Below are 17,958 nucleotides of genomic sequence, written 5' to 3'. Positions count from 1 at the left end.
TCGCGCGACGGCGCTACTTTTTTGCCACCGCCGCCTGCTTCAAAAACGCGTCGGCCTGGGTCATAAACCAGGCGGTGTCGTCATACATCAGGAAATGGCGGCCGGCCTCCGACATTTCGATACGAACCTGCGGCAGCTTGGCGTACTGTTGCGCGAAAATAGCGCGGGTGCTTTCCTTGGTCGAGCCGTACTGGGCGTAGGCCGCCCAGGACCCGAGCACCAGCACCGGCTGCTGAAGGTGGCTGATGTCCTGGCGCAGGTCGATGGTGTACATGTCGTACATGGCCTGGGCCGTGGTGGCGAGGTCCGAAGCCGTGCCCCAACGCGCTATCTGGGTTTGCCGGGCGGTGTCGGCCACCATCCCGGCCACCATCTGGCGCTGAGCGGCGGGGGCCATGTGGCTTTGTCTCACCTGCTGGCGCAGGGCGGTGGCCTGGGGCTTCACCGTTTCCACGGTGGCGGCCGGGCTTTGAATGGCCGACAGGAAGGGCAGCGAATCCACAATCACGAGCGGACCCACCGCCTCGGGCTGGACTGCGCTCATCGCCAGGGCCATAAAGCCGCCCAGGCTGTGGCCCACCACCACGGGCTTGTGCAGCTTCTGGGTTTTGATGTAGGCCAGCAGCTGGTCGCGCACGGCCGGCAGCAGCGGGTCGGCCACGGCCACCGGTGCAGTGCCCCCAAAGCCGGCCAGCGAAATCACATGGCACTGGTACTGCTTCTGGTAGTGGGCCACGGTTTCATCCCACACCGCGCCCGGGCAGTTCAGCCCCGGAATCAGCAGCATGGGCTGGCCCTTGCCCACCACCCGCACCGTGAAGGCGGGGTGCAGGGCCGGGTTGTCGGCTACTATTTTGGTGGCCGAAGCAGCAGGACCGGCGGCAAATGCCGGCGCGGCGGCGCCCAGCAGCAACAGCGAAAAAGACAGGCGGCGGGCAAATGCAGAAGTTTTCATGCGGCAGCGGCGAAGTGGGTTGGTGATTGAATGGGCCAAACTTACCGGCCCGCCGCAGGCAGCAAAACCACTTTCCCGCGAACGGTAACTGGGCCGGCTGAATGGCATGGCCAGCGGCTGAATGGCAACCCCGCGCTGCCCCCGCCCGAAACTATTTGGCGGCCGGCGCATGTAACAGATTCGCCCGGCTGCCGTTGAGGAGCTGGTAGTCCGCCCCGGCGGCATGGCAACGCTGCTGGTTTTCCTTTCGCCCCTTCGCCCTCGTTTCTATGCGTATTCTACTTACTTCCCTTGCCGTGGTGCTGGCCTGCGCCGCCCGGCCCGCCGCCGCCCAGGGCACCCGCGCCACGGCCGCGGCCAACGCCCAGAACCGGCTGGCGCTGTCCGAAAGCCGCCCCGAAGCCAGCCCGCGCCGCATGCGCCTGGCCTGTGCGCCCCTCACGGGCCAGGTGTTCGAAGCCAACGGCCGCCCGCTGCTCGGAGCCACGCTGCTCGTAAAAGGCACCCACCAGGTGTACGTCACCGATGCCGAGGGCAAGTTTCGCATCACCGATGTGGTGTACCAGGGCCAGGAATTAACCATCGGGGCCGCCGGCTACGTCACGCAGGACGTCGCCCTCGAAGACTGTACCCTGCCCCGCTTGGTGCTGGCCAAAGACCCCACGGCCCACATTCGCCGCAACGGCAAGCGCGCCGGCCAGCTTATTCGCCTCGACGGCAAAAGCGTCGACATGAAGTAAGGTCTGTCATTCCAGGCAAAGCGCGGAATCTGGAGAAATCAGACGCGAGTAGTCGCTACGTTATTCGCGCGGCCTGAAATGACAGCCTGTTCATATGAAATTTTATTCATACATTTGCTGCCGTAATGAGTACCTCCCCCGCCGCGCCACTGGTTGACATGGGCCTTTCCATCGAGAAGATGGAAAAGGTGGCCTTCATCCTCAAAACCACGGCGCATCCTACGCGCATTGCCATCGTGCAGCTACTGGCTGCCCACGACAGCCTGTCGGTGTCCGATATCAGCGAGCGGCTCAACGTGGAACAAAGCCTGCTTTCGCACCACCTCGCCGGCATGCGGCTCAAGGGCATCCTCAGCAGCACGCGCGACGGCAAAAACATCAACTACGCCCTGAAAATGCGCGAAGTCATCGACGTAATTCAGTGCCTGGCCGGGTGCACGTTTCTGTAGCGGCGCGGCTTTTTTTTGACCAGATACATGAACAACCCTTCATAAATTCATACGTTTCATGCTGCACTACCTGGGCTATTTCGCGGCCATTTTCATTGGGCTCTCGCTGGGGATTATGGGCGGGGGCGGCTCCATCCTCACGGTGCCCGTGCTGGTGTACCTGATGGGCGTGAGCCCGGTGCTGAGCACGGCCTACTCGCTGTTTGTGGTGGGCAGCACGTCGCTGGTGGGCGCATCGGGCTACTTCCGCAAGGGGCTGGTTTCGCTGAAAACCGCCCTTGTGTTTCTACTGCCGTCGCTGCTGGCCGTGTTTGCGGTGCGCAAGGTGGTGCTGCCGGCCATTCCGCACGAAGTGCTGCGCGTGGGCGCGGTGGTCGTCACCAAGGATTTGCTGGTGCTGGTGGCCTTCGCGGTGCTGATGGTGGCGGCCGCCACTTCGATGATTCGCAGCCGGCAAGCCGATGCGACGCTCGATGCGGAATTGCACGCCCCGCACGCCTGCAACTACCCGCTGGTGCTGGCCATCGGGCTGGTGGTGGGCACGCTCACGGGCTTCGTGGGCGCGGGCGGGGGGTTTCTCATCATTCCGGCGCTGGTGCTGGGCGCCCGCCTGCCCATGAAGCTGGCCGTGGGCACCTCCCTGGCCATTATTGCGCTAAACTCCCTCATCGGTTTTAGCGGCGATTTGAGCGCGGGCACGCCCATTGCGTGGCCGTTTCTGCTGGGGTTTCTGGCGTTTGCGCTCGGCGGCATTGTGCTGGGCACCTACCTGGCGCGCTTCATTCCGGGGGCGCGGCTGAAGCCCGCGTTTGGCTGGTTCACGCTGGCCATGGGCACGTTTATTCTCGTGAAAGAACTGCTATTTCACCACGCCTAGCGCGTGGGCCGGGCTTTTCTGCCTACCGTTTTTCCATCCGTTTTCCTGTTGATTGCCATGAAAATAGAACAGTTTGAAGACAAGGGCCTGGCCCATTTCTCCTACGCCATTCTCAGCGAGTGCGCCCGCGAAATCGTGCTCATCGACCCGGCCCGCAACCCACAGCCCTACTACGACTACGCGGCCGCCCACGAGGCCCACATCGTGGCCGTTATCGAAACGCACCCGCACGCCGATTTTGTGTCGTCGCACCTTGAAATTGCGCAAAGCACCGGGGCCGTTATCCGGGTAAGCAAGCTGCTCGGGGCCGATTATGCCCACCAGAGCTTCGACGAGGGCGATGCCTTTGCCGTGGGCAAGCTCACCTTTCGGGCTCTGAACACGCCGGGCCATTCGCCCGATTCCATCAGCATTGTGCTGGCGCGCGAAGGCCAGGACGTGGCCGTTTTCACCGGCGACACGCTCTTCATCGGCGATGTGGGCCGGCCCGACCTGCGCGAGAATGCCGGTAATATTCAGGCCCGGCGCGAGGAATTGGCCGCCCAGCTGTACCATTCGTTGCGCACGAAACTCATGCTGCTGGCCGACGCCGTGCGGGTATACCCGGCCCACGGCGCGGGCAGCCTCTGCGGCAAGGCCCTGAGCGGGGCCAACAGCAGCACCATCGGCGCCGAGCGCGCCGGCAACCCCATGCTGCGGCAGATGAGCGAGGCCGATTTCGTGCGCGAGCTGCTGGCCGACCAGCCCTTCATCCCCAAATACTTCGGCTACGATGTGGCCCTCAACAAAGCCGGCGCGCCCGCCGTGCGGCAGGTGCCGCGCCTGGCGGCCGGCGCGGCGCTGGCCTCCGGCGTGCTGGTGGTGGATGCGCGGCCCGAAGCCGAGTTCAAGAAGGGCCACGTGGCGGGCGCGCTCAACATCCAACAGGGTGGCAAGTTCGAAACCTGGCTGGGCTCGGTGGTGGGACCTACGGAGCGGTTTTACCTCATTGCAGCCGATGAAAAGACGCGGGAAGACCTCATTCAAAAAACCGCCAAAATTGGCTACGAGCCGCTGGTGCTGGGCGCGCTGGTGGGCGCGCCGGCTGCCACCGCCACCCTGCCGGGGCTGGACGTGGCCCGGTTCCGCCAGCACCCGCACGCCTACACCATCGTGGACATCCGCAACCCGGTGGAGCATCGCGACGAGCCGCTGTTCGCCGGGTCGCTCAACATTCCGCTGCCCGAGCTGCGCGAGCGCGCCGGTGAAATCCCGACCGATAAGCCGGTGGTGGTGCATTGCGCCGGCGGCTACCGCTCGGCGGCGGGCAGCAGCATTGCGGCGGCAGCACTGCCCGGCACGCCGGTGTTCGATTTGGGCGAGGCCGTGAAGACGTTTCAACCGGCGGCAGCGGCGGTTCAGTAAGCACTTTTTCCAGCGTTAGTATTCTCCTTTTTCTCATCATTTCTGATTAATCCGCTTTTTATGGCTGCTTTGCCCAAATCCACCTCCACTTACCAGAACCTCACTTCCGAGCAGTTTGCCGAAGGCCTGCAGGATGGCCGCGCCGTGCTGCTCGACGTGCGCCGCCCCACCGAGTTTGCCCAGGGCCACCTGCCCGGCGCCCGCAACATCGACGTGCAGGCCCCTGATTTTGCCCGCCGCGTCATCAACCTCGACTCGACCCGGCCCACCTACGTGTACTGCCGGAGCGGGGCGCGCTCGGCTGTGGCGGCCACGCAGCTCAAAGCAGCGGGCTTCGGCCACGTCTTCAACCTGGGCGGCGGCATCCTCGACTGGCCCTTCTCGGTAACGCGCTAACCAGAAATGCCCGGTGTTTTTCTGAACCTCAATCTGGTGCTTGATTTTTTGCGCCAGCCCTGGCCCTGGTACGTGGCGGGGCCACTCATTGGCCTCACGGTGCCTGCGCTGCTGCTTATTGGCAATAAAGCCTTGGGCATCAGCAGCTCGCTGCGGCACATGTGCGCGGCCTGCCTGCCCGCCGGCATTCCGTTTCTGCGCTACAACTGGCGGGCCGAAAGCTGGAACCTGTTCTTTGTGCTGGGCATCACCATCGGCGGCTTTCTGGGCTACCGGGTGTTGGGCCACCCCGCAGCCATTGCCATTTCCGCCGCCACGGTGCACGACCTCAAAACCCAGCTGCACCTCACCGATTTCACGGGCCTGCTGCCGCGCGAGCTGTTTGCGCTCGATAACCTGGGCAGCTGGCGGGGCTGGGTGTTTCTGGTGCTGGGCGGGTTTCTGGTGGGGTTTGGCACGCGCTACGCGGGCGGCTGCACGTCGGGGCACGCCATTTCGGGCCTGTCGAACCTGCAATGGGTGTCGCTGGTGGCCGTCATCGGCTTTTTTGTGGGTGGGCTGGTGATGACCTGGCTGGTGTACCCGCTGCTGTTTTAATCGGGCTTTCGAATTATGAAAAACTTCAAATACCTGGTGCTGGGCGTGCTGTTCGGCATCATCCTCACCAAAAGCGAAGTCGTGAGCTGGTTCCGGATTCAGGAGATGTTTCGGTTCCAGAGCTTTCATATGTACGGCATCATCGGTTCGGCCATCGCAGTGGGGCTGGTGTCGATTCAGTTCATCAAGCGCACCCACCTGCGCACCTTCAATGGCGAGCCCATTGCCATCGCCGACAAGAAATTCAACCACGGCGTGTGGATTGGCGGGCTAATTTTCGGTCTCGGCTGGGCCCTCACCGGGGCCTGCCCGGGGCCCATGTTTGCGCAGCTGGGCAGTGGCAGCAATGCAGCCGTGGTGCTGATTCTGGCCGCGCTGGCCGGCACCTGGACGTATAGCGCCCTGCGCGAAAAGCTGCCACACTGAATAGTAGAGAAAGTCCGTCGTGCTGCGCTGGTCGAAGCATCTCTACTGCTGAAGTAAATACTTAGTATTGCGGCCGAGATGCTTCGACCAGCGCAGCACGACGTTCTCAACGACTGATACTCCCCACCACCTCATTCCATGAAAACCCCGGAAGAACGGGTGCGGCAGCTGCCGCAACTAATGCGTCTGCTGGCGCTACTGGCGGTGGCCGTGGCGTTGTGGGCCGTGGTGGTACTGGTGCAACTATACGGCCCGCCGGCCCCGGCGCCGGTGGTGGCGGCCGACGAAGCCCACGAAGGGCCGCCGCCGCCCGGCAGCTACCACCGCCCCGCTACTCCGGCCCCCGACACGGCCACAATTCCGCGCACGGCGGCGGGCCGCGAAATCCGCTACGGGCGCGAGTTGGTGGCCCGCACCGCCGCCTACCTGGGCCCGCAGGGCCGCGTGGGCCACTACACCAACGGCATGAATTGTCAGAACTGCCACCTGCAGGCCGGCACCCAGGGCTTCGCCAACAACTACTTGGCAGTAGCCGCCACTTACCCCAAGCTGCGTGCCCGCTCGGGCACGGTGGAGGGCATTGAAAAACGCGTGGCCGACTGCATGGAGCGCAGCCTGAACGGGCGCGCCGTGCCGGCCAGCAGCCGCGAGATGCGCGCCATTGTGGCCTACATCCGGTGGCTGGGCACGGGCATTCCGAAGGGGAAAAAGGTGTATGGCACTGGCTTCGTGAAGCTGCCTTATCTGGCCCGGGCCGCCGACCCGCGAATTGGCCAAGCTGTATTTGCTACCAAATGCCAAAGCTGCCACGGCCCCGAAGGACAAGGCCAGGCGCTGGCCGACGGGCGCGGCTACCAGTACCCGCCGCTGTGGGGCCCGGCCAGCTACAACGACGGCGCGGGCCTGTTTCGGGTATCGAGCTTTGCCCGCTACGTGAAGGCTGCCATGCCTTTCGGCGCCAGCTTCGACCATCCGCAGCTCACCGATGCGCAGGCCTGGGACGTGGCGGCCTTCGTGAACTCGCAGCCGCGACCGCACCTGCCCACCCCGCATGACTGGCCCGACATCAGCAAGAAGCCAGTCGACCACCCGTTTGGGCCCTATGCGGACAATTTCCCGGCTACGCAGCATAAGTTCGGCCCTTTTCAGCCGATTGAGGATGCGCACCCGCAACTGAGGCCGCGCTAGTTTTTGGTTATTTTTTCTGTTTTTCTCCCTTCTTCAATGACTTTATTTCGCCCCTGCCTGACCGCACTGCTTCTCGGAACTGCCCTCGCTGCTTCCGCCCAAACCACTCCAGCGGCTACACCTACCCCGGTTGCGGCTGCCACGCCACTCACGCCGCCCAACGCGGCGTATGCCGCTAAAGCGGCCTCTTTCCAAGGCGCGCCGGCCACCAAAAGCCACTACCGGGCCGTGTATCAGCTCGACAGCGACGACCCCAAGCTTATCAACCAGACGCTGCACAACATGAAAAATGCCCTCGAAGACCCGCGACTAAAAGGCAAACTGGAGTTGGAACTGGTCGTGTTCAGCCGGGGCACGACCGTATTCAAAAAAGACCAGCCCTACGAGGCCGACGTCCTGGCCCTGCAACAAGCCGGCGTGGTGCTGGCACAGTGCGCCAACTCGATGAAAGCGTTTAAGCTGACCAAAGACGACATGCTGCCCTACATCTCCATCGTGCCCACCGGAAACGGCGAGTTGATTTTACGCCAGGCCGAAGGCTGGGCCATTGTGCATCCATAATTTCCCGCTTCTCCCTACCTGGCCCGGCATAAAGTCCGCGCTATTGTCTGGTTATCTTGTCATTCATGCCACGCTGAAGCAATGCGTGAGCACAGCCCATCCTTACCTCTTCTACTCTTGGCCCGTATGGCCTGAAAACAAAGAAACCCGCCGGTTATCGGCGGGTTTCTTTCGTTGTAGCGCTCCCTCCTGAGACCGCCATACCCCTTAAATAACTCCCTAAAGGCATTTTAGGCGTCGAATTGTCCCGGTTTATGTCCCGGTATCAGCGTGTGTCCCGGTTTTGTGCTCTCCCGAAATTTAAATCACGTCAGCGTAAAAAATTCTCACTACGCGCCACATGAAGCGGATATCTTCAGCGGCTACCGGCAAGCTACCGGCATTTGGATTATCGGCGTGCAGCATCAGAATACCCCGCTCCAGAATGTCATTGCTCTTCACCCGCTTAATGGTAAGCTGGTTGCCAAAGGCCACCACATACACCCCGCTAGTGGCATACTTTACATCGGCCAGCGCCACCCGCACTCCAACCACCTTCATGCCTGAGCGCAGCTGCGGTTCCATCGAGTCGCCGTCAATCTCAAAGCCCTTCGTACCCGGCTTGCGCATCTCCGGCGTCGGGTCGTAGATGCGCACGATTTCCGGACTCTCGAACTGGCTCACTTCCCCGCCATCGTCCATCAGGTCTAGGAAGCTGCCGCGCACTTTGCAGCCGATGAACTCTATGTCCAGGTAGTCGCCCTCTTCCAGGCCAGCCAACACTTTTACGTTGCCGCCCAACGGGCTGAACTCCTCCATCGGCCCGCTGCCAAACCATAGCCAGTTGCGGCTGATGCCCAGCTTGGCCACGATGGTTTCCAGCGCCTCATTGCTCGGCTGATGCCGGCCAGCTTCCAGTTGCGCAATAGAGGGGCGCGAGGTTCCTATCAAATCGGCCATCTCCTGTTGCGTCATGTCGCGGGATTGGCGCACCACTTTCAGCCGCTCATTCATTTTCAGCGACGGCAGCGGAGTCGTCTCGCTGAGTTTTTTCCGTTCAAGCGTTTTCATTTTGCAACTTTTGGTAACTTTTACCTACATTTGAGCGTCATATCGTTTTCAAAGGTAACAAATATTTGACCAAATGCAACAATCTGAAACCACGCCTACGCCGAAAGACCTGCGGATGTTACTTCCGCACGGAGCCATTTCGGACATCGCCCGCTCATTGAAACTGTCCCACGCGGCTGTTTCCAAGGCCTTGCAGAAGGCCCGTCCGGCCCACCCTGCCGTGGCCGAGGCTATCCGCCTCATCAAGGAAACCGGCAGCCAGGCCGTGCAGCACGACCTCAACCTTCTCAATCATTAAGTCCACTCACGCTAACGCGCCCCCTGATTATGATGCTCCTTATTAAAGCCGACCAGCACTATCCCCGCCGCCCCCTGCCGCCAGGTCCTTACCTGCTCGAAGAGCCCCGCGCAGCTACCGCAGCCTTGGAAGCCGCCATCCGGGCTTGCCCCAAAAACGACTTCACTTCCGGCTACCCCCGCCCGTCGTATGCCCAACGCTACGATTTGGGCGAGACTATCGACAGTCCCTATCTAACCTACCGCGAAGCCGTGTGGGTGGAACTGTGGCGCTACGAGTTCGACACTGCCACCGCCGCCCAGGCACTTACGCAGCTGCAGCTCATCATTACCCACCGCAAGGCATCCGGCGTGGCCCCAATGCCCTACAAGGGCGGCTGCTTCTTCCCTGAACTGCCCCCGCAGCTATGACCGAGCTAACCACTACCACCGCCGACGGCCTGCAAATCACCGTGCGGATGCCCGACAACCACGCCTGGGTGCGCGAGTCGCTGGAGAAGGCCTGCGCCGCCGAAGCCCGCCGCCAGCTGGCCGACACCCCTACTCCCGACCCGGCCTACGCCGTGCCCCGCGCCGCCGACCTGCTCGACCTGCACCCCGAAACATTGCGCGACTATATGCGCCTGCCCGACCACCACCCGCGCCGCCTGCACTACATGCCCGGCGAGTCCAGCCGTGGCGACCGGGTGTTGCTTTCCCAGATTAACGACTGGCAGCGCCGCAACCGCACCGATGCGGCCCTGATAGCCCCGGCCGGCCCCCGCACGCGGGGCCGCCGCCCACCGGCTCAATAGCGCCCCCAAGCCTCGCGCCATCGGCCGCCGCTTCCCATTGCACCTGTCTTAATCCGCTACCCGAAACGGTGGCCCCACCCGCTGCCGGTACAGGCGGCTCAATTCCCCGTTCCCCAATGTCCCAGCTACTCCCAATTGTGGGCCCGGATAGTCCGGAGGCCATTACTTCCATCATCACCATTCAGAAAGTCAAAGTCAAAGACCAGCACCTGACCTGCGAATTCACCGAGCAGCGCACGCAGGAGGCCCCACCCCGCGCCTTCGCTTTAACATGCGCCGAGCAGGTTCACCCCGACCTGACCCACGCCCTGAACCGTCTAGTCCCGCACCTCTGCCTATTGGCTGAGCAGTTGACCGAGACGCCCGATTTCTGGCCCGACGAGTCCGAGGAGCTGCCCGCGCTGTTCGAGCCCTTTACCGTCACCGGCTTCTCGATGGGCCGCAGTCAAAGCGGCGTCACGCTCATCGGCCAGCGCGAGCTAACCGGCGGTCGGGTGCTCAACCTGACCACGCCCTACCAGTCGTTCGACGACGAGCAGGCCAGCTACCCCTACACCGGCCTGCTGGAAACCACCCTGGCCACAGCCCTCACCGAAGTCGAAGCCGCCCTGCGCGGCAAATGCACCGACTACCGCCAGCTTGATTTATTCGAGCAGCCCGCCACCACCAACGCCCTTCTGGTGCCCACGCCACCGCGCGCATGAAACTCCCGGCCATCCAATTCTACCCCGGCGACTGGCACAAGGACCAGGGCGTCCAGGCCCTCGACCTCGCGCAGCGCGGGGCTTGGTTCGAGCTGCTGCTGATGATGCACGACAGCGACGAACGCGGCGTGCTCCTCGTCAACGGCCAGCCCATGCCAGATGCTGTCATTGCCCGCCGCCTCGGTTTGGATAACCAAACGGCCAACCAAATTCTAACCACCCTCCTAACCTACGGCGTGGCCAGCCGCCGCGAGTCCGACGGCGCGCTGTTTTGCCGCCGCATGGTCAAAGATGAGAACCTGCGCCGGGTACGCACGGAAGCGGGTAAAAAGGGCGGTAACCCCAATTTACTTAACCAAAAGCCCAAGCAAAAAGCAACCACCCGGGTTAAGCAAATTCCAACCCCTTCATTTTCATCTTCAATTACAACTTCGGTAATAGAGAGAGAGGCGGCTGACACCGCCCCACCCGCGCCCGCCGCCGAAAAGAAAGTTGAAAAGCCGGCCGGCAAGCGTCCCAAGGGTAGCGTGCCGCCCACGCTGGCCGAAGTCCAGGACTACGCCGCCGCGCAGTACCCCGCCAGCGCCGACGCCCAGACCGAGGCCGCCACCTTCCACGACCACTACGAAAGCAACGGCTGGCGCGTCAGCGGCAAAACCCTGATGGTCGACTGGCGTGCCTCCTTCCGCAACTGGATGCGCCGCCGCCCACAATTCCAGGCCACGGCCGCCACCCGAACCGGCACCGGCCCGCCAGCCCCGGCCCGCGCCCGCACCGCCCCCAAATCCACCGACCCTGCCCGCTGGAGCTAACCCAAACCCACCATGCCCGAAGACCGCCCCAAACCCTACTCCGCCCGCCGCCCCGGCATTTCCGCCCCCACCACCGGCCAGCTGCCCCCGCAGGCCCTGGACCTCGAAGCCGCCGTACTCGGCGCCGCTCTCCTCGAAGCCGACGCCCAGCGCGCCCTGCTCGTCACCCTGCCCACGGAGGAAGTATTCTACTCCACCGCCCACCAGCAGGTCTACCTGGCTATCCGCGACCTGGTAACCCGCGGTGACCACGCCGACCAACTCACCGTGGTGCAGCAGCTGCGTCACCGGGGCACCCTGCAGCGCATCGGTGGCCCCGTCTTCGTGGCCCAGCTGACCATGCGCATCAACTCGGCCGCGCACTTCGACACTCACTGCCGCATTCTGCAGGAGCAGCACGCCCGCCGCGTCGTTATCCGCGCCGGCACCGAGCTGGCCGCCCACGGCTACGACGACACCCGCGACCCGCTGGAACTGCTGGCCACCGCCCAAACTCACCTCACCAGCCTCAACCGAACGCTCGAAACCCGCCCCGGCCAAACCGCCGCCGCCGCTTTCAGCCCCACGTTCGACCGCCTTGCCCAGGCCGTGCAGCAACGCGGCCTCACGGGTGTCCCCACCGGCCTCACCCAACTCGACGGCCTCACCGGCGGCTGGCAGCCCGGCGACCTGGTTATCCTGGCCGCCCGCCCCGCGATGGGCAAAACGGCCGCCCTGCTGCACTTCGCCCGCACCGCTGCTCTCGACCATAGCCACCACACCGCCATTTTCAGCCTCGAAATGCCTACGCTGCAACTCATGCAACGCATGGTGGCCAGCGAAGTCCCCGGCTACAGCAATTCCGACCTGCGCCGCGGCAACCTTCCCGGCGGCCTGGAGCAAGTGGCCCACATCCGCCACCAAGCCCAGCGCCTGAGCACCCACGGCCACCGCCTCCACCTCGACGACACGCCCGGCCTCAGCATCCAGCAGCTACGCGCCAAGTGCGCCCGCCTTCACGCCCAGTATCCGCTGAGCCTGGTCCTGGTCGACTACATCCAGCTCATGCGTGGCGACACCAAAGGCAACCGGGAGCAGGAGGTGGGTAGCATCAGCCGCGGCCTCAAGGAACTGGCCAAGGAGCTCAACGCCCCCGTCATTGCCCTTTCCCAACTCTCCCGCGACGTGGAAAAACGCGGCGGCGACAAACGCCCCATGCTCTCCGACCTGCGCGAGTCCGGCAGCCTGGAGCAGGACGCCGACTGCATCGTCTTCCTCTGGCGCGGCGAATACTACAACATCGCCGAGTACGAAGATGGCACCGCTACCGCCGATACCATCCTGTTCGACATGGCCAAACACCGCAACGGCGCCACCGACGAGGTAATAGCTGCCTGCAACCTCCGCCGCGGCACTTTTCAGGACCTGACAGCAACACCCGTCAGCTTCTGAATACCCTAGTGGAAGCGGCCCAAATTCCGAAACCCATTCCGAAATCCAATGCACGCTAAACCAATGTTTTGGCGCACGTTTCAAGAAATCAATTCCGATACCATTTCCGCCATCCTTCATGCCTACCCCCATCGTCATCAGCTGCTTCGACCTCACCACCACCCTGGTACAGCCATGGGCCGATGCCGGCTACCTCTGCTACTGCGTCGACCTGCAGCACCCGCCCGGCGAAACCCGCGAGGGCAACATCATTCGCGTTGGCATCGACGTGCACGAGTGGCTGCCGCCCTACGGCCCCGTAGCCTTCGCCGCCTTCTTCCCGCCATGCACCGACACCGCTATTTCCGGACGCGCCCACTTCCGCCGCAAGGGCCTCGGCAGCGTCATCAAGGCCCTGCAGCTGTTCGAATGGTCTGCCCGCCTCGCCGCCTGGTGCCAGTGTCCCTACTTTATCGAGAACCCGGTGAGCACCGTCAGTACCTATTGGCGCCCCCCAGACTTCCGTTTCGACCCCTGCGACTATGCTGGCTACCTGCCCGCGGAGCGCCAGCTCAGCGAAGCTTACACCAAACGCACCTGCCTGTGGACCGGCGGCGGATTCCAGCTACCTGAGCACAAGGCCGTAGTCCCTATCCTCGGCTCCAAAATGCACAACCTGCCCGACTCAAAGAACCGCGCCAATCTGCGCTCTGCCACGCCCGCCGGCTTCGCCCGCGCCGTGTTTGAGGCTAACCAAAAGTCAGCTAATATTTTCGACGTAGTTCCATAAGGTCCTTGGAGCCCCAAATTTCTCGGGGTGAGAGACATTGCGAGCATCATCTAATGCTCTCCGACCTACACAAATCTGGCAGCCTGGAGCAGGACGCCGACTGCATAGTCTTCCTCTAGCGCGGTGAATACTATACTATCACCAATTATGAGGACGGCACCCCACCGCTGATACCATCCTTTTCGACGTAGCCAAGCACCGTAATAGCGCCACCAATGAGGTAATTGTAGCTTGCTCTATGCACCGTGGCAGCTTTCAGGACCTCGCTGCCGGCCCAGTCCACGCACTTCCCACCTCAACCTTCGAGCACCCCACTTTCTAACCCGCTGCCATTCCCGTAGCCGCCCGGCGTCATCAAATCCCGCGACCAGCTACGCCGAGCAAAGGCAGTTTCTCGATGAGTTAAAAGCCGGGGGCGGCTTTGCATTAATAGCCCACGGCTTCGCGCAACTTCAGCAGCCGTCTGAAGGCCGCCAATTAAGCCATTTGTCAGATAAAAAGGCTTTATGATTGTTTCTGAGCCATTTTTGGCCCGAAACCGTACATACGAGAAGTTTCTCCAAAATTCCCGACATTTGTGGCAATTCCTGACAAATGTTCGCTAAGAACTTGACTTCGTTGCGTAAAGAGCGTAAGCTCACACAAGAAGCAGCCGCTAGTGCGCTAGGGCTGAAAAGGTCTACTTACGCCTACTATGAAAATGGAAAATCGGAACCATCGGCTAGCATCCTGTTAAAGCTGGCGGACTTTTTTCAGGTGAGTGCCGAAATGCTAGTTCGTGGCCAACTAGCTGCACCACCACTTTTCCGGCAGTCACCGGAGCCCCAACCTGCGTTGCAGAAAGATGTGCGCGTGTTGGCCATCACGGTAGGAGAAGAACAACAGGAAAATATTCAGTACGTGCCAGTAGCAGCTGTAGCAGGTTATGCCAGTGAGTTTAACCAAGCGGAGTTCATCGAGCGGCTGCCCCATTTTCGCTTGCCTAAGTTAGGGCCGGGTACCTACCGCGCCTTCGATGTGCAGGGTGACTCGATGCCACCCATCCACGATGGATACATTCTAATTGGTCGCTTTGTGGAATATGCCCGCAACCTACAGGATGGCAACCGATACATACTCGTGACTAAAAATGCCGGAGTCGTATTCAAACGCATCACCCGTGATGCCGCCCGCCCGGCCCGCCTCATTCTGACATCTGATAACCCCACCTTTTCCCCGTACAGCTTGGACTTGGCCGAAGTGCTGGAGGCATGGGAGATGGCAGCTTTCGTAGGATTTCCCACCGTGTACCAAGACAGTTTTCCGCTACTCAACGAGCGTCTGCAAGGCATTGAGCAACGATTAGACCGTTTAATTCCTAAGTCATGACCACCTACTTCTCCGTTGTTGACCAACTAGGTTTCAAGGATGGCCTCATCGACCGACGCAACGACCGGGCCAACCTAACGGCCTTACAACGCCACTACCTCAAGCAGGCCGACCGGTTCAGCGCCGATGCGACCGGCGCGGACGGCGTTGATAAAATCTACTTTTCAGGAGAACAGCCCGCTATCTACTTTAAAGCTGTTACCGACTTTTTGCCCGAAACGATAAAGGCGGTGGTTAGGCTCCAGCGCAAGGTATGGAACCAAGGCAAGGTACCGTTTCTCTATGTGGAGAGCCCTACCGAAGTGCGGGTATACAACTGCTACGAAACGCCAAAAAGCCCCACCGACACCCAAGCAGAAAAAGAATTACAATTGTTTCATGCTTCTGTGGAAGCACAGGCAGCCTTAAAAGAGCTGTCCGAGGTATTCGGTAAGATTGCTATTGAGTCGGGGGCATTTTGGGAAGAGGAGAAGTTTGCCAAGCAGGTACAGTCCAAAACCCGCGTCAATGAGCAGCTCGCCGCTAACCTCAAAACCACTCGTCAGCTCCTGCGCATGGCGGGCTTGGATGTGTCCATCATTCACGACCTGTTGCTACGCTCACTTTTCATTTTGTATCTGGAAGACCGTAAAGCCACGACCCCAGAGTTTTATCGGCAGTATCATCCCGCAGCAGACTCGTACTTCAAAGTCCTGACTGATAAGAATGCTACTTACGCGCTGTTTGAAAAGCTGGAAACGGTTTTCAATGGTAATCTGTGCCCGGTAGCGCCCAATGAACGGGAAATGGTTACCCCCGAGCATCTGACTGCTCTGCGAGCCTGCTTCTATACCGAATTGCCCACCGCCCAGCAGGTTTTGTTTCCCGATTGGCGCATTTTCGACTTTGAAGTAATTCCTATTCAGCTCATTAGCGAAATCTACGAAGATTTCCTGCGGCAGGAAGATGGGGCCGAGCATATGAAGGAAATAGGGGCTTTCTACACCCCGCATGCCCTAGCCGAGTTTGTGCTGAATGAGGTGTTGCCCTACCCCTCAAGCGGCAATGCTCGCTACGACATCCGCACCTTGGACCCGACTTGTGGGTCGGGTATCTTTTTGGTGGATGCCCTCAACCGTTTGCTTGACCGCTGGGAGTTCACTCATCCGTCAAAAACCCTGTCCTTTGACACCGTACAGCAGTTGGTGCTAGATAACATCTTTGGGATTGAGATTAAAGCGGAAGCCATCAAAGTGGCCGCTTTCAGCATCTACCTCGCTATGCTAGACCGGCTGAACCCCAAAACGCTGTGGCACGAGGTTCACTTTCCTTATCTGATTTACCGCCCAGGCAACACTGACACCAAACGGCAGGGCCGGAACCTGTTTCTGATGAGCAGCTTGGAAGCAGGGCCGTTCGAGAAACTACCCTTCGACCTAGTGGTGGGAAACCCGCCATTCACAAACAAGCCCTCAGCAGATGTCAAAGCATATCTGAAGCCATTGAAGTTTGCGAGTGAAATGGTCCTGGCTTTCCTGCACCGCGCCACCGTGCTGTGCCCTGATGGTCAGATTGCACTTATTGCTACCAGCAAGATTCTATTCAATAACCACAGCACTTCCAAAAATTTCCGTCGATTTCTGTTCAATGACACCTACGTCGAGAAGGTGTATAACTTTTCGGCGTTACGGCGCGTGGCGAAGAAGACAGGGGGACGCAACTTATTCGCCTCTGCTCAACGACCGGTGTGCGTTTTAGTGTATCGCAAGCAGCAACCAGCTGCTGTTTCGTCACAATTAGTCTATTACACACCCACCACAACGGTTAAAAATCGTCTTATCGATGGCATTGCAATTGACCCAATTGATGTAAAACACTTGCCTCGCACCGAATGCCAGAACCCCGCAACTAACATTTGGAAAATTGCTATGTGGGGGACTGAGCGCGACTTTCGATTGATTAAGCAACTGACAAGCAGACCCTCATTGGACACTTACTTAACCAGCGAAGGGTATGTAAAAGCTGTGGGTTTTGAAACCTCTAAAACGAAAGCTAAGAACAAGTACCCGAGCGACATACTAGCCTCAATGCCTTTTATTGATGCCCAAGGATTAGACCGTTATTATACTCCTAAAGCTTACACTGCTGATAATGCTCGTGACAGGGCAACAGGCTTACCGATTACAAAGGTCTTGTGGCCTATAACCAAGCCAGCGCTTTATCGTTCTCCTCATCTTTTAGTAAAAGAAGGACAGTCCGATAAAAATTTCTGTGCCTCTTACTTAGACTATGACTGTTCTTTCCGTCGCACCATTTACGGCATTTCTGCCCCCGGTAAAGATGATGAGTTGAAGCTACTCACGGCTTACCTCAATTCCTCACTTGCGGCCTACTTAATGTTCCTGACCGCTTCGGATTGGGGCGTGGAACGCGAACGGGTATCACCCGGTGAGATGCTTAATATACCGAGTCTTTGCTTTGACCTGCCAACTGCTACCAAGGAGCATATTGTTGCCTTAGTTGATGAGATAATTGCTTTAAGTAAGCATCTCCTAAAGCCCACGATTGAATTGAAACGGGCCGAGCAAGCCATTGAAACGCTGCTCCGTGACGGCTTGAACTTGTCAGCTACTGACCGTCTGCTCATCGACAGTGTACTAAAATACCGACTGGGTGCTTTCCGAGACCGCAGCAAGTCCGATGCCTTCGCTCCTTCCGTGGAGGCCGAGCGCCGCGAGTACGCCGCCCTGCTTTGCCAAACCATCAACCAATTCCTACAAGCTGAAGACCTGCAAGCCAGCGCTGCTTACTTCACGTTGGCTCCCAAAACGCCGCTGCAAGTAGTGGCGCTGTATTTGGACGGCCGCCCAGCTACTGACCCCGTTACCGAGCTGCCAGCAGGGGACTTGGGTGAGTTGCTACGCCGCATTGAAGCCCACACGTACCACGAAAAGGCCGAAAGCATTTACTACCGCCGTTTCATCAAGTACTACGTGGCTGACACGGTGTATTTGGTAAAGCCGAACGAAAAGCGCTTTTGGTCACCAGCTAGTGCGCTTAACGATGCCGACGAGGTGATTGCCGAGATTCTGGCTGAAATGGCATGAGCCAGGGAATCAGTTCCGCCCTTTTCGCCCGCTTTCGAGCCCGTTTCATCCAGC

Annotated in this window: 21 protein-coding genes; 19 read left to right on the top strand and 2 right to left on the bottom strand. The window is 60.3% G+C overall.

Annotation, left to right across the window (positions count from 1 at the left end; translation table 11 throughout):
• Nucleotides 1-13: 13 nt before the first annotated feature.
• The gene (locus tag MON38_RS15150) at nucleotides 14-955 is read right to left on the bottom strand and encodes an alpha/beta fold hydrolase (RefSeq protein WP_241937024.1); all 942 of its coding nucleotides are present in this window, start codon (nucleotides 953-955) and stop codon (nucleotides 14-16) included.
• 269 nt (nucleotides 956-1,224) lie between these two features.
• On the opposite strand from MON38_RS15150, the gene MON38_RS15145 reads away from it, so the two are divergent.
• The 9 genes from MON38_RS15145 to MON38_RS15105 all read left to right on the top strand — a co-directional run bounded on the left by MON38_RS15145 (nucleotide 1,225) and on the right by MON38_RS15105 (nucleotide 7,593).
• Nucleotides 1,225-1,695: a carboxypeptidase-like regulatory domain-containing protein gene (locus tag MON38_RS15145; RefSeq protein WP_241937023.1), complete on the top strand. Its 471-nt coding sequence runs from the start codon at nucleotides 1,225-1,227 to the stop codon at nucleotides 1,693-1,695.
• Nucleotides 1,696-1,820: 125 nt separating this feature from the next.
• A complete protein-coding gene (locus MON38_RS15140; protein WP_241937022.1) occupies nucleotides 1,821-2,144 on the top strand; it encodes an ArsR/SmtB family transcription factor in 324 nt (107 codons plus the stop codon).
• A 58-nt stretch (nucleotides 2,145-2,202) separates the two neighbouring features.
• Nucleotides 2,203-3,021: a sulfite exporter TauE/SafE family protein gene (locus MON38_RS15135; protein ID WP_241937021.1), complete on the top strand. Its 819-nt coding sequence runs from the start codon at nucleotides 2,203-2,205 to the stop codon at nucleotides 3,019-3,021.
• Between the two features lie 57 nt (nucleotides 3,022-3,078).
• Nucleotides 3,079-4,425 carry an MBL fold metallo-hydrolase gene (locus MON38_RS15130; RefSeq protein WP_241937020.1) on the top strand — a complete coding sequence of 449 codons (1,347 nt, stop codon included), beginning with the start codon at nucleotides 3,079-3,081 and terminating at the stop codon, nucleotides 4,423-4,425.
• Between the two features lie 60 nt (nucleotides 4,426-4,485).
• The gene (locus MON38_RS15125) at nucleotides 4,486-4,821 is read left to right on the top strand and encodes a rhodanese-like domain-containing protein (protein WP_241937019.1); all 336 of its coding nucleotides are present in this window, start codon (nucleotides 4,486-4,488) and stop codon (nucleotides 4,819-4,821) included.
• A gap of 6 nt (nucleotides 4,822-4,827) precedes the next feature.
• Nucleotides 4,828-5,418: a YeeE/YedE family protein gene (locus tag MON38_RS15120; protein ID WP_241937018.1), complete on the top strand. Its 591-nt coding sequence runs from the start codon at nucleotides 4,828-4,830 to the stop codon at nucleotides 5,416-5,418.
• A gap of 15 nt (nucleotides 5,419-5,433) precedes the next feature.
• A complete protein-coding gene (locus tag MON38_RS15115) occupies nucleotides 5,434-5,844 on the top strand; it encodes a DUF6691 family protein (RefSeq protein WP_241937017.1) in 411 nt (136 codons plus the stop codon).
• A gap of 138 nt (nucleotides 5,845-5,982) precedes the next feature.
• A complete protein-coding gene (locus tag MON38_RS15110; RefSeq protein WP_241937016.1) occupies nucleotides 5,983-7,032 on the top strand; it encodes a c-type cytochrome in 1,050 nt (349 codons plus the stop codon).
• A gap of 36 nt (nucleotides 7,033-7,068) precedes the next feature.
• Nucleotides 7,069-7,593 (top strand): DsrE family protein, encoded by a 525-nt coding sequence (locus MON38_RS15105; RefSeq protein WP_241937015.1) that lies wholly within the window; start codon nucleotides 7,069-7,071, stop codon nucleotides 7,591-7,593.
• Between the two features lie 300 nt (nucleotides 7,594-7,893).
• On the opposite strand, the gene MON38_RS15100 is transcribed toward MON38_RS15105, so the two are convergent.
• Complete coding sequence (locus MON38_RS15100; protein ID WP_241937014.1) at nucleotides 7,894-8,643, bottom strand: XRE family transcriptional regulator; 750 nt, start codon at nucleotides 8,641-8,643, stop codon at nucleotides 7,894-7,896.
• A 73-nt stretch (nucleotides 8,644-8,716) separates the two neighbouring features.
• Here MON38_RS15100 and MON38_RS15095 point away from each other — a divergent pair, with 73 nt between their 5' ends.
• The 10 genes from MON38_RS15095 to MON38_RS15055 all read left to right on the top strand — a co-directional run bounded on the left by MON38_RS15095 (nucleotide 8,717) and on the right by MON38_RS15055 (nucleotide 17,904).
• Entirely contained in the window at nucleotides 8,717-8,941 is a 225-nt protein-coding gene (locus MON38_RS15095; protein ID WP_241937013.1) for a helix-turn-helix domain-containing protein, read from the top strand.
• A 29-nt stretch (nucleotides 8,942-8,970) separates the two neighbouring features.
• On the top strand, nucleotides 8,971-9,351 hold the full coding sequence (locus MON38_RS15090) for a hypothetical protein (protein ID WP_241937012.1): 381 nt from the start codon (nucleotides 8,971-8,973) through the stop codon (nucleotides 9,349-9,351).
• Complete coding sequence (locus tag MON38_RS15085) at nucleotides 9,348-9,734, top strand: hypothetical protein (RefSeq protein ID WP_241937011.1); 387 nt, start codon at nucleotides 9,348-9,350, stop codon at nucleotides 9,732-9,734. Before MON38_RS15090 ends, MON38_RS15085 begins: the two co-directional genes overlap by 4 nt.
• A gap of 116 nt (nucleotides 9,735-9,850) precedes the next feature.
• Nucleotides 9,851-10,438: a hypothetical protein gene (locus tag MON38_RS15080; protein ID WP_241937010.1), complete on the top strand. Its 588-nt coding sequence runs from the start codon at nucleotides 9,851-9,853 to the stop codon at nucleotides 10,436-10,438.
• Nucleotides 10,435-11,250, top strand: coding sequence for a hypothetical protein (locus MON38_RS15075; RefSeq protein WP_241937009.1), 816 nt, complete (start codon nucleotides 10,435-10,437; stop codon nucleotides 11,248-11,250). The genes MON38_RS15080 and MON38_RS15075 overlap by 4 nt, the downstream gene beginning before the upstream one ends.
• Nucleotides 11,251-11,262: 12 nt before the next feature.
• Nucleotides 11,263-12,681 (top strand): replicative DNA helicase, encoded by a 1,419-nt coding sequence (dnaB, locus tag MON38_RS15070; RefSeq protein WP_277881519.1) that lies wholly within the window; start codon nucleotides 11,263-11,265, stop codon nucleotides 12,679-12,681.
• Between the two features lie 118 nt (nucleotides 12,682-12,799).
• The gene (locus MON38_RS15065; RefSeq protein ID WP_241937008.1) at nucleotides 12,800-13,450 is read left to right on the top strand and encodes a hypothetical protein; all 651 of its coding nucleotides are present in this window, start codon (nucleotides 12,800-12,802) and stop codon (nucleotides 13,448-13,450) included.
• A gap of 5 nt (nucleotides 13,451-13,455) precedes the next feature.
• On the top strand, nucleotides 13,456-13,569 hold the full coding sequence (locus tag MON38_RS22975) for a DnaB-like helicase C-terminal domain-containing protein (RefSeq protein ID WP_422388746.1): 114 nt from the start codon (nucleotides 13,456-13,458) through the stop codon (nucleotides 13,567-13,569).
• Between the two features lie 475 nt (nucleotides 13,570-14,044).
• Nucleotides 14,045-14,818, top strand: a complete 774-nt coding sequence (locus MON38_RS15060; RefSeq protein WP_241937007.1) for an XRE family transcriptional regulator — start codon at nucleotides 14,045-14,047, stop codon at nucleotides 14,816-14,818.
• A complete protein-coding gene (locus MON38_RS15055) occupies nucleotides 14,815-17,904 on the top strand; it encodes an HsdM family class I SAM-dependent methyltransferase (protein WP_241937006.1) in 3,090 nt (1,029 codons plus the stop codon). The genes MON38_RS15060 and MON38_RS15055 overlap by 4 nt, the downstream gene beginning before the upstream one ends.
• Nucleotides 17,905-17,958 lie beyond the last annotated feature (54 nt).

The sequence above is a fragment of the Hymenobacter cyanobacteriorum genome, from assembly GCF_022631375.1.
Lineage (GTDB): Bacteria > Bacteroidota > Bacteroidia > Cytophagales > Hymenobacteraceae > Hymenobacter > Hymenobacter cyanobacteriorum.
Note: the sequence above shows the minus strand (reverse complement) of the source record. Positions and strands in the feature narration are given on the sequence as shown.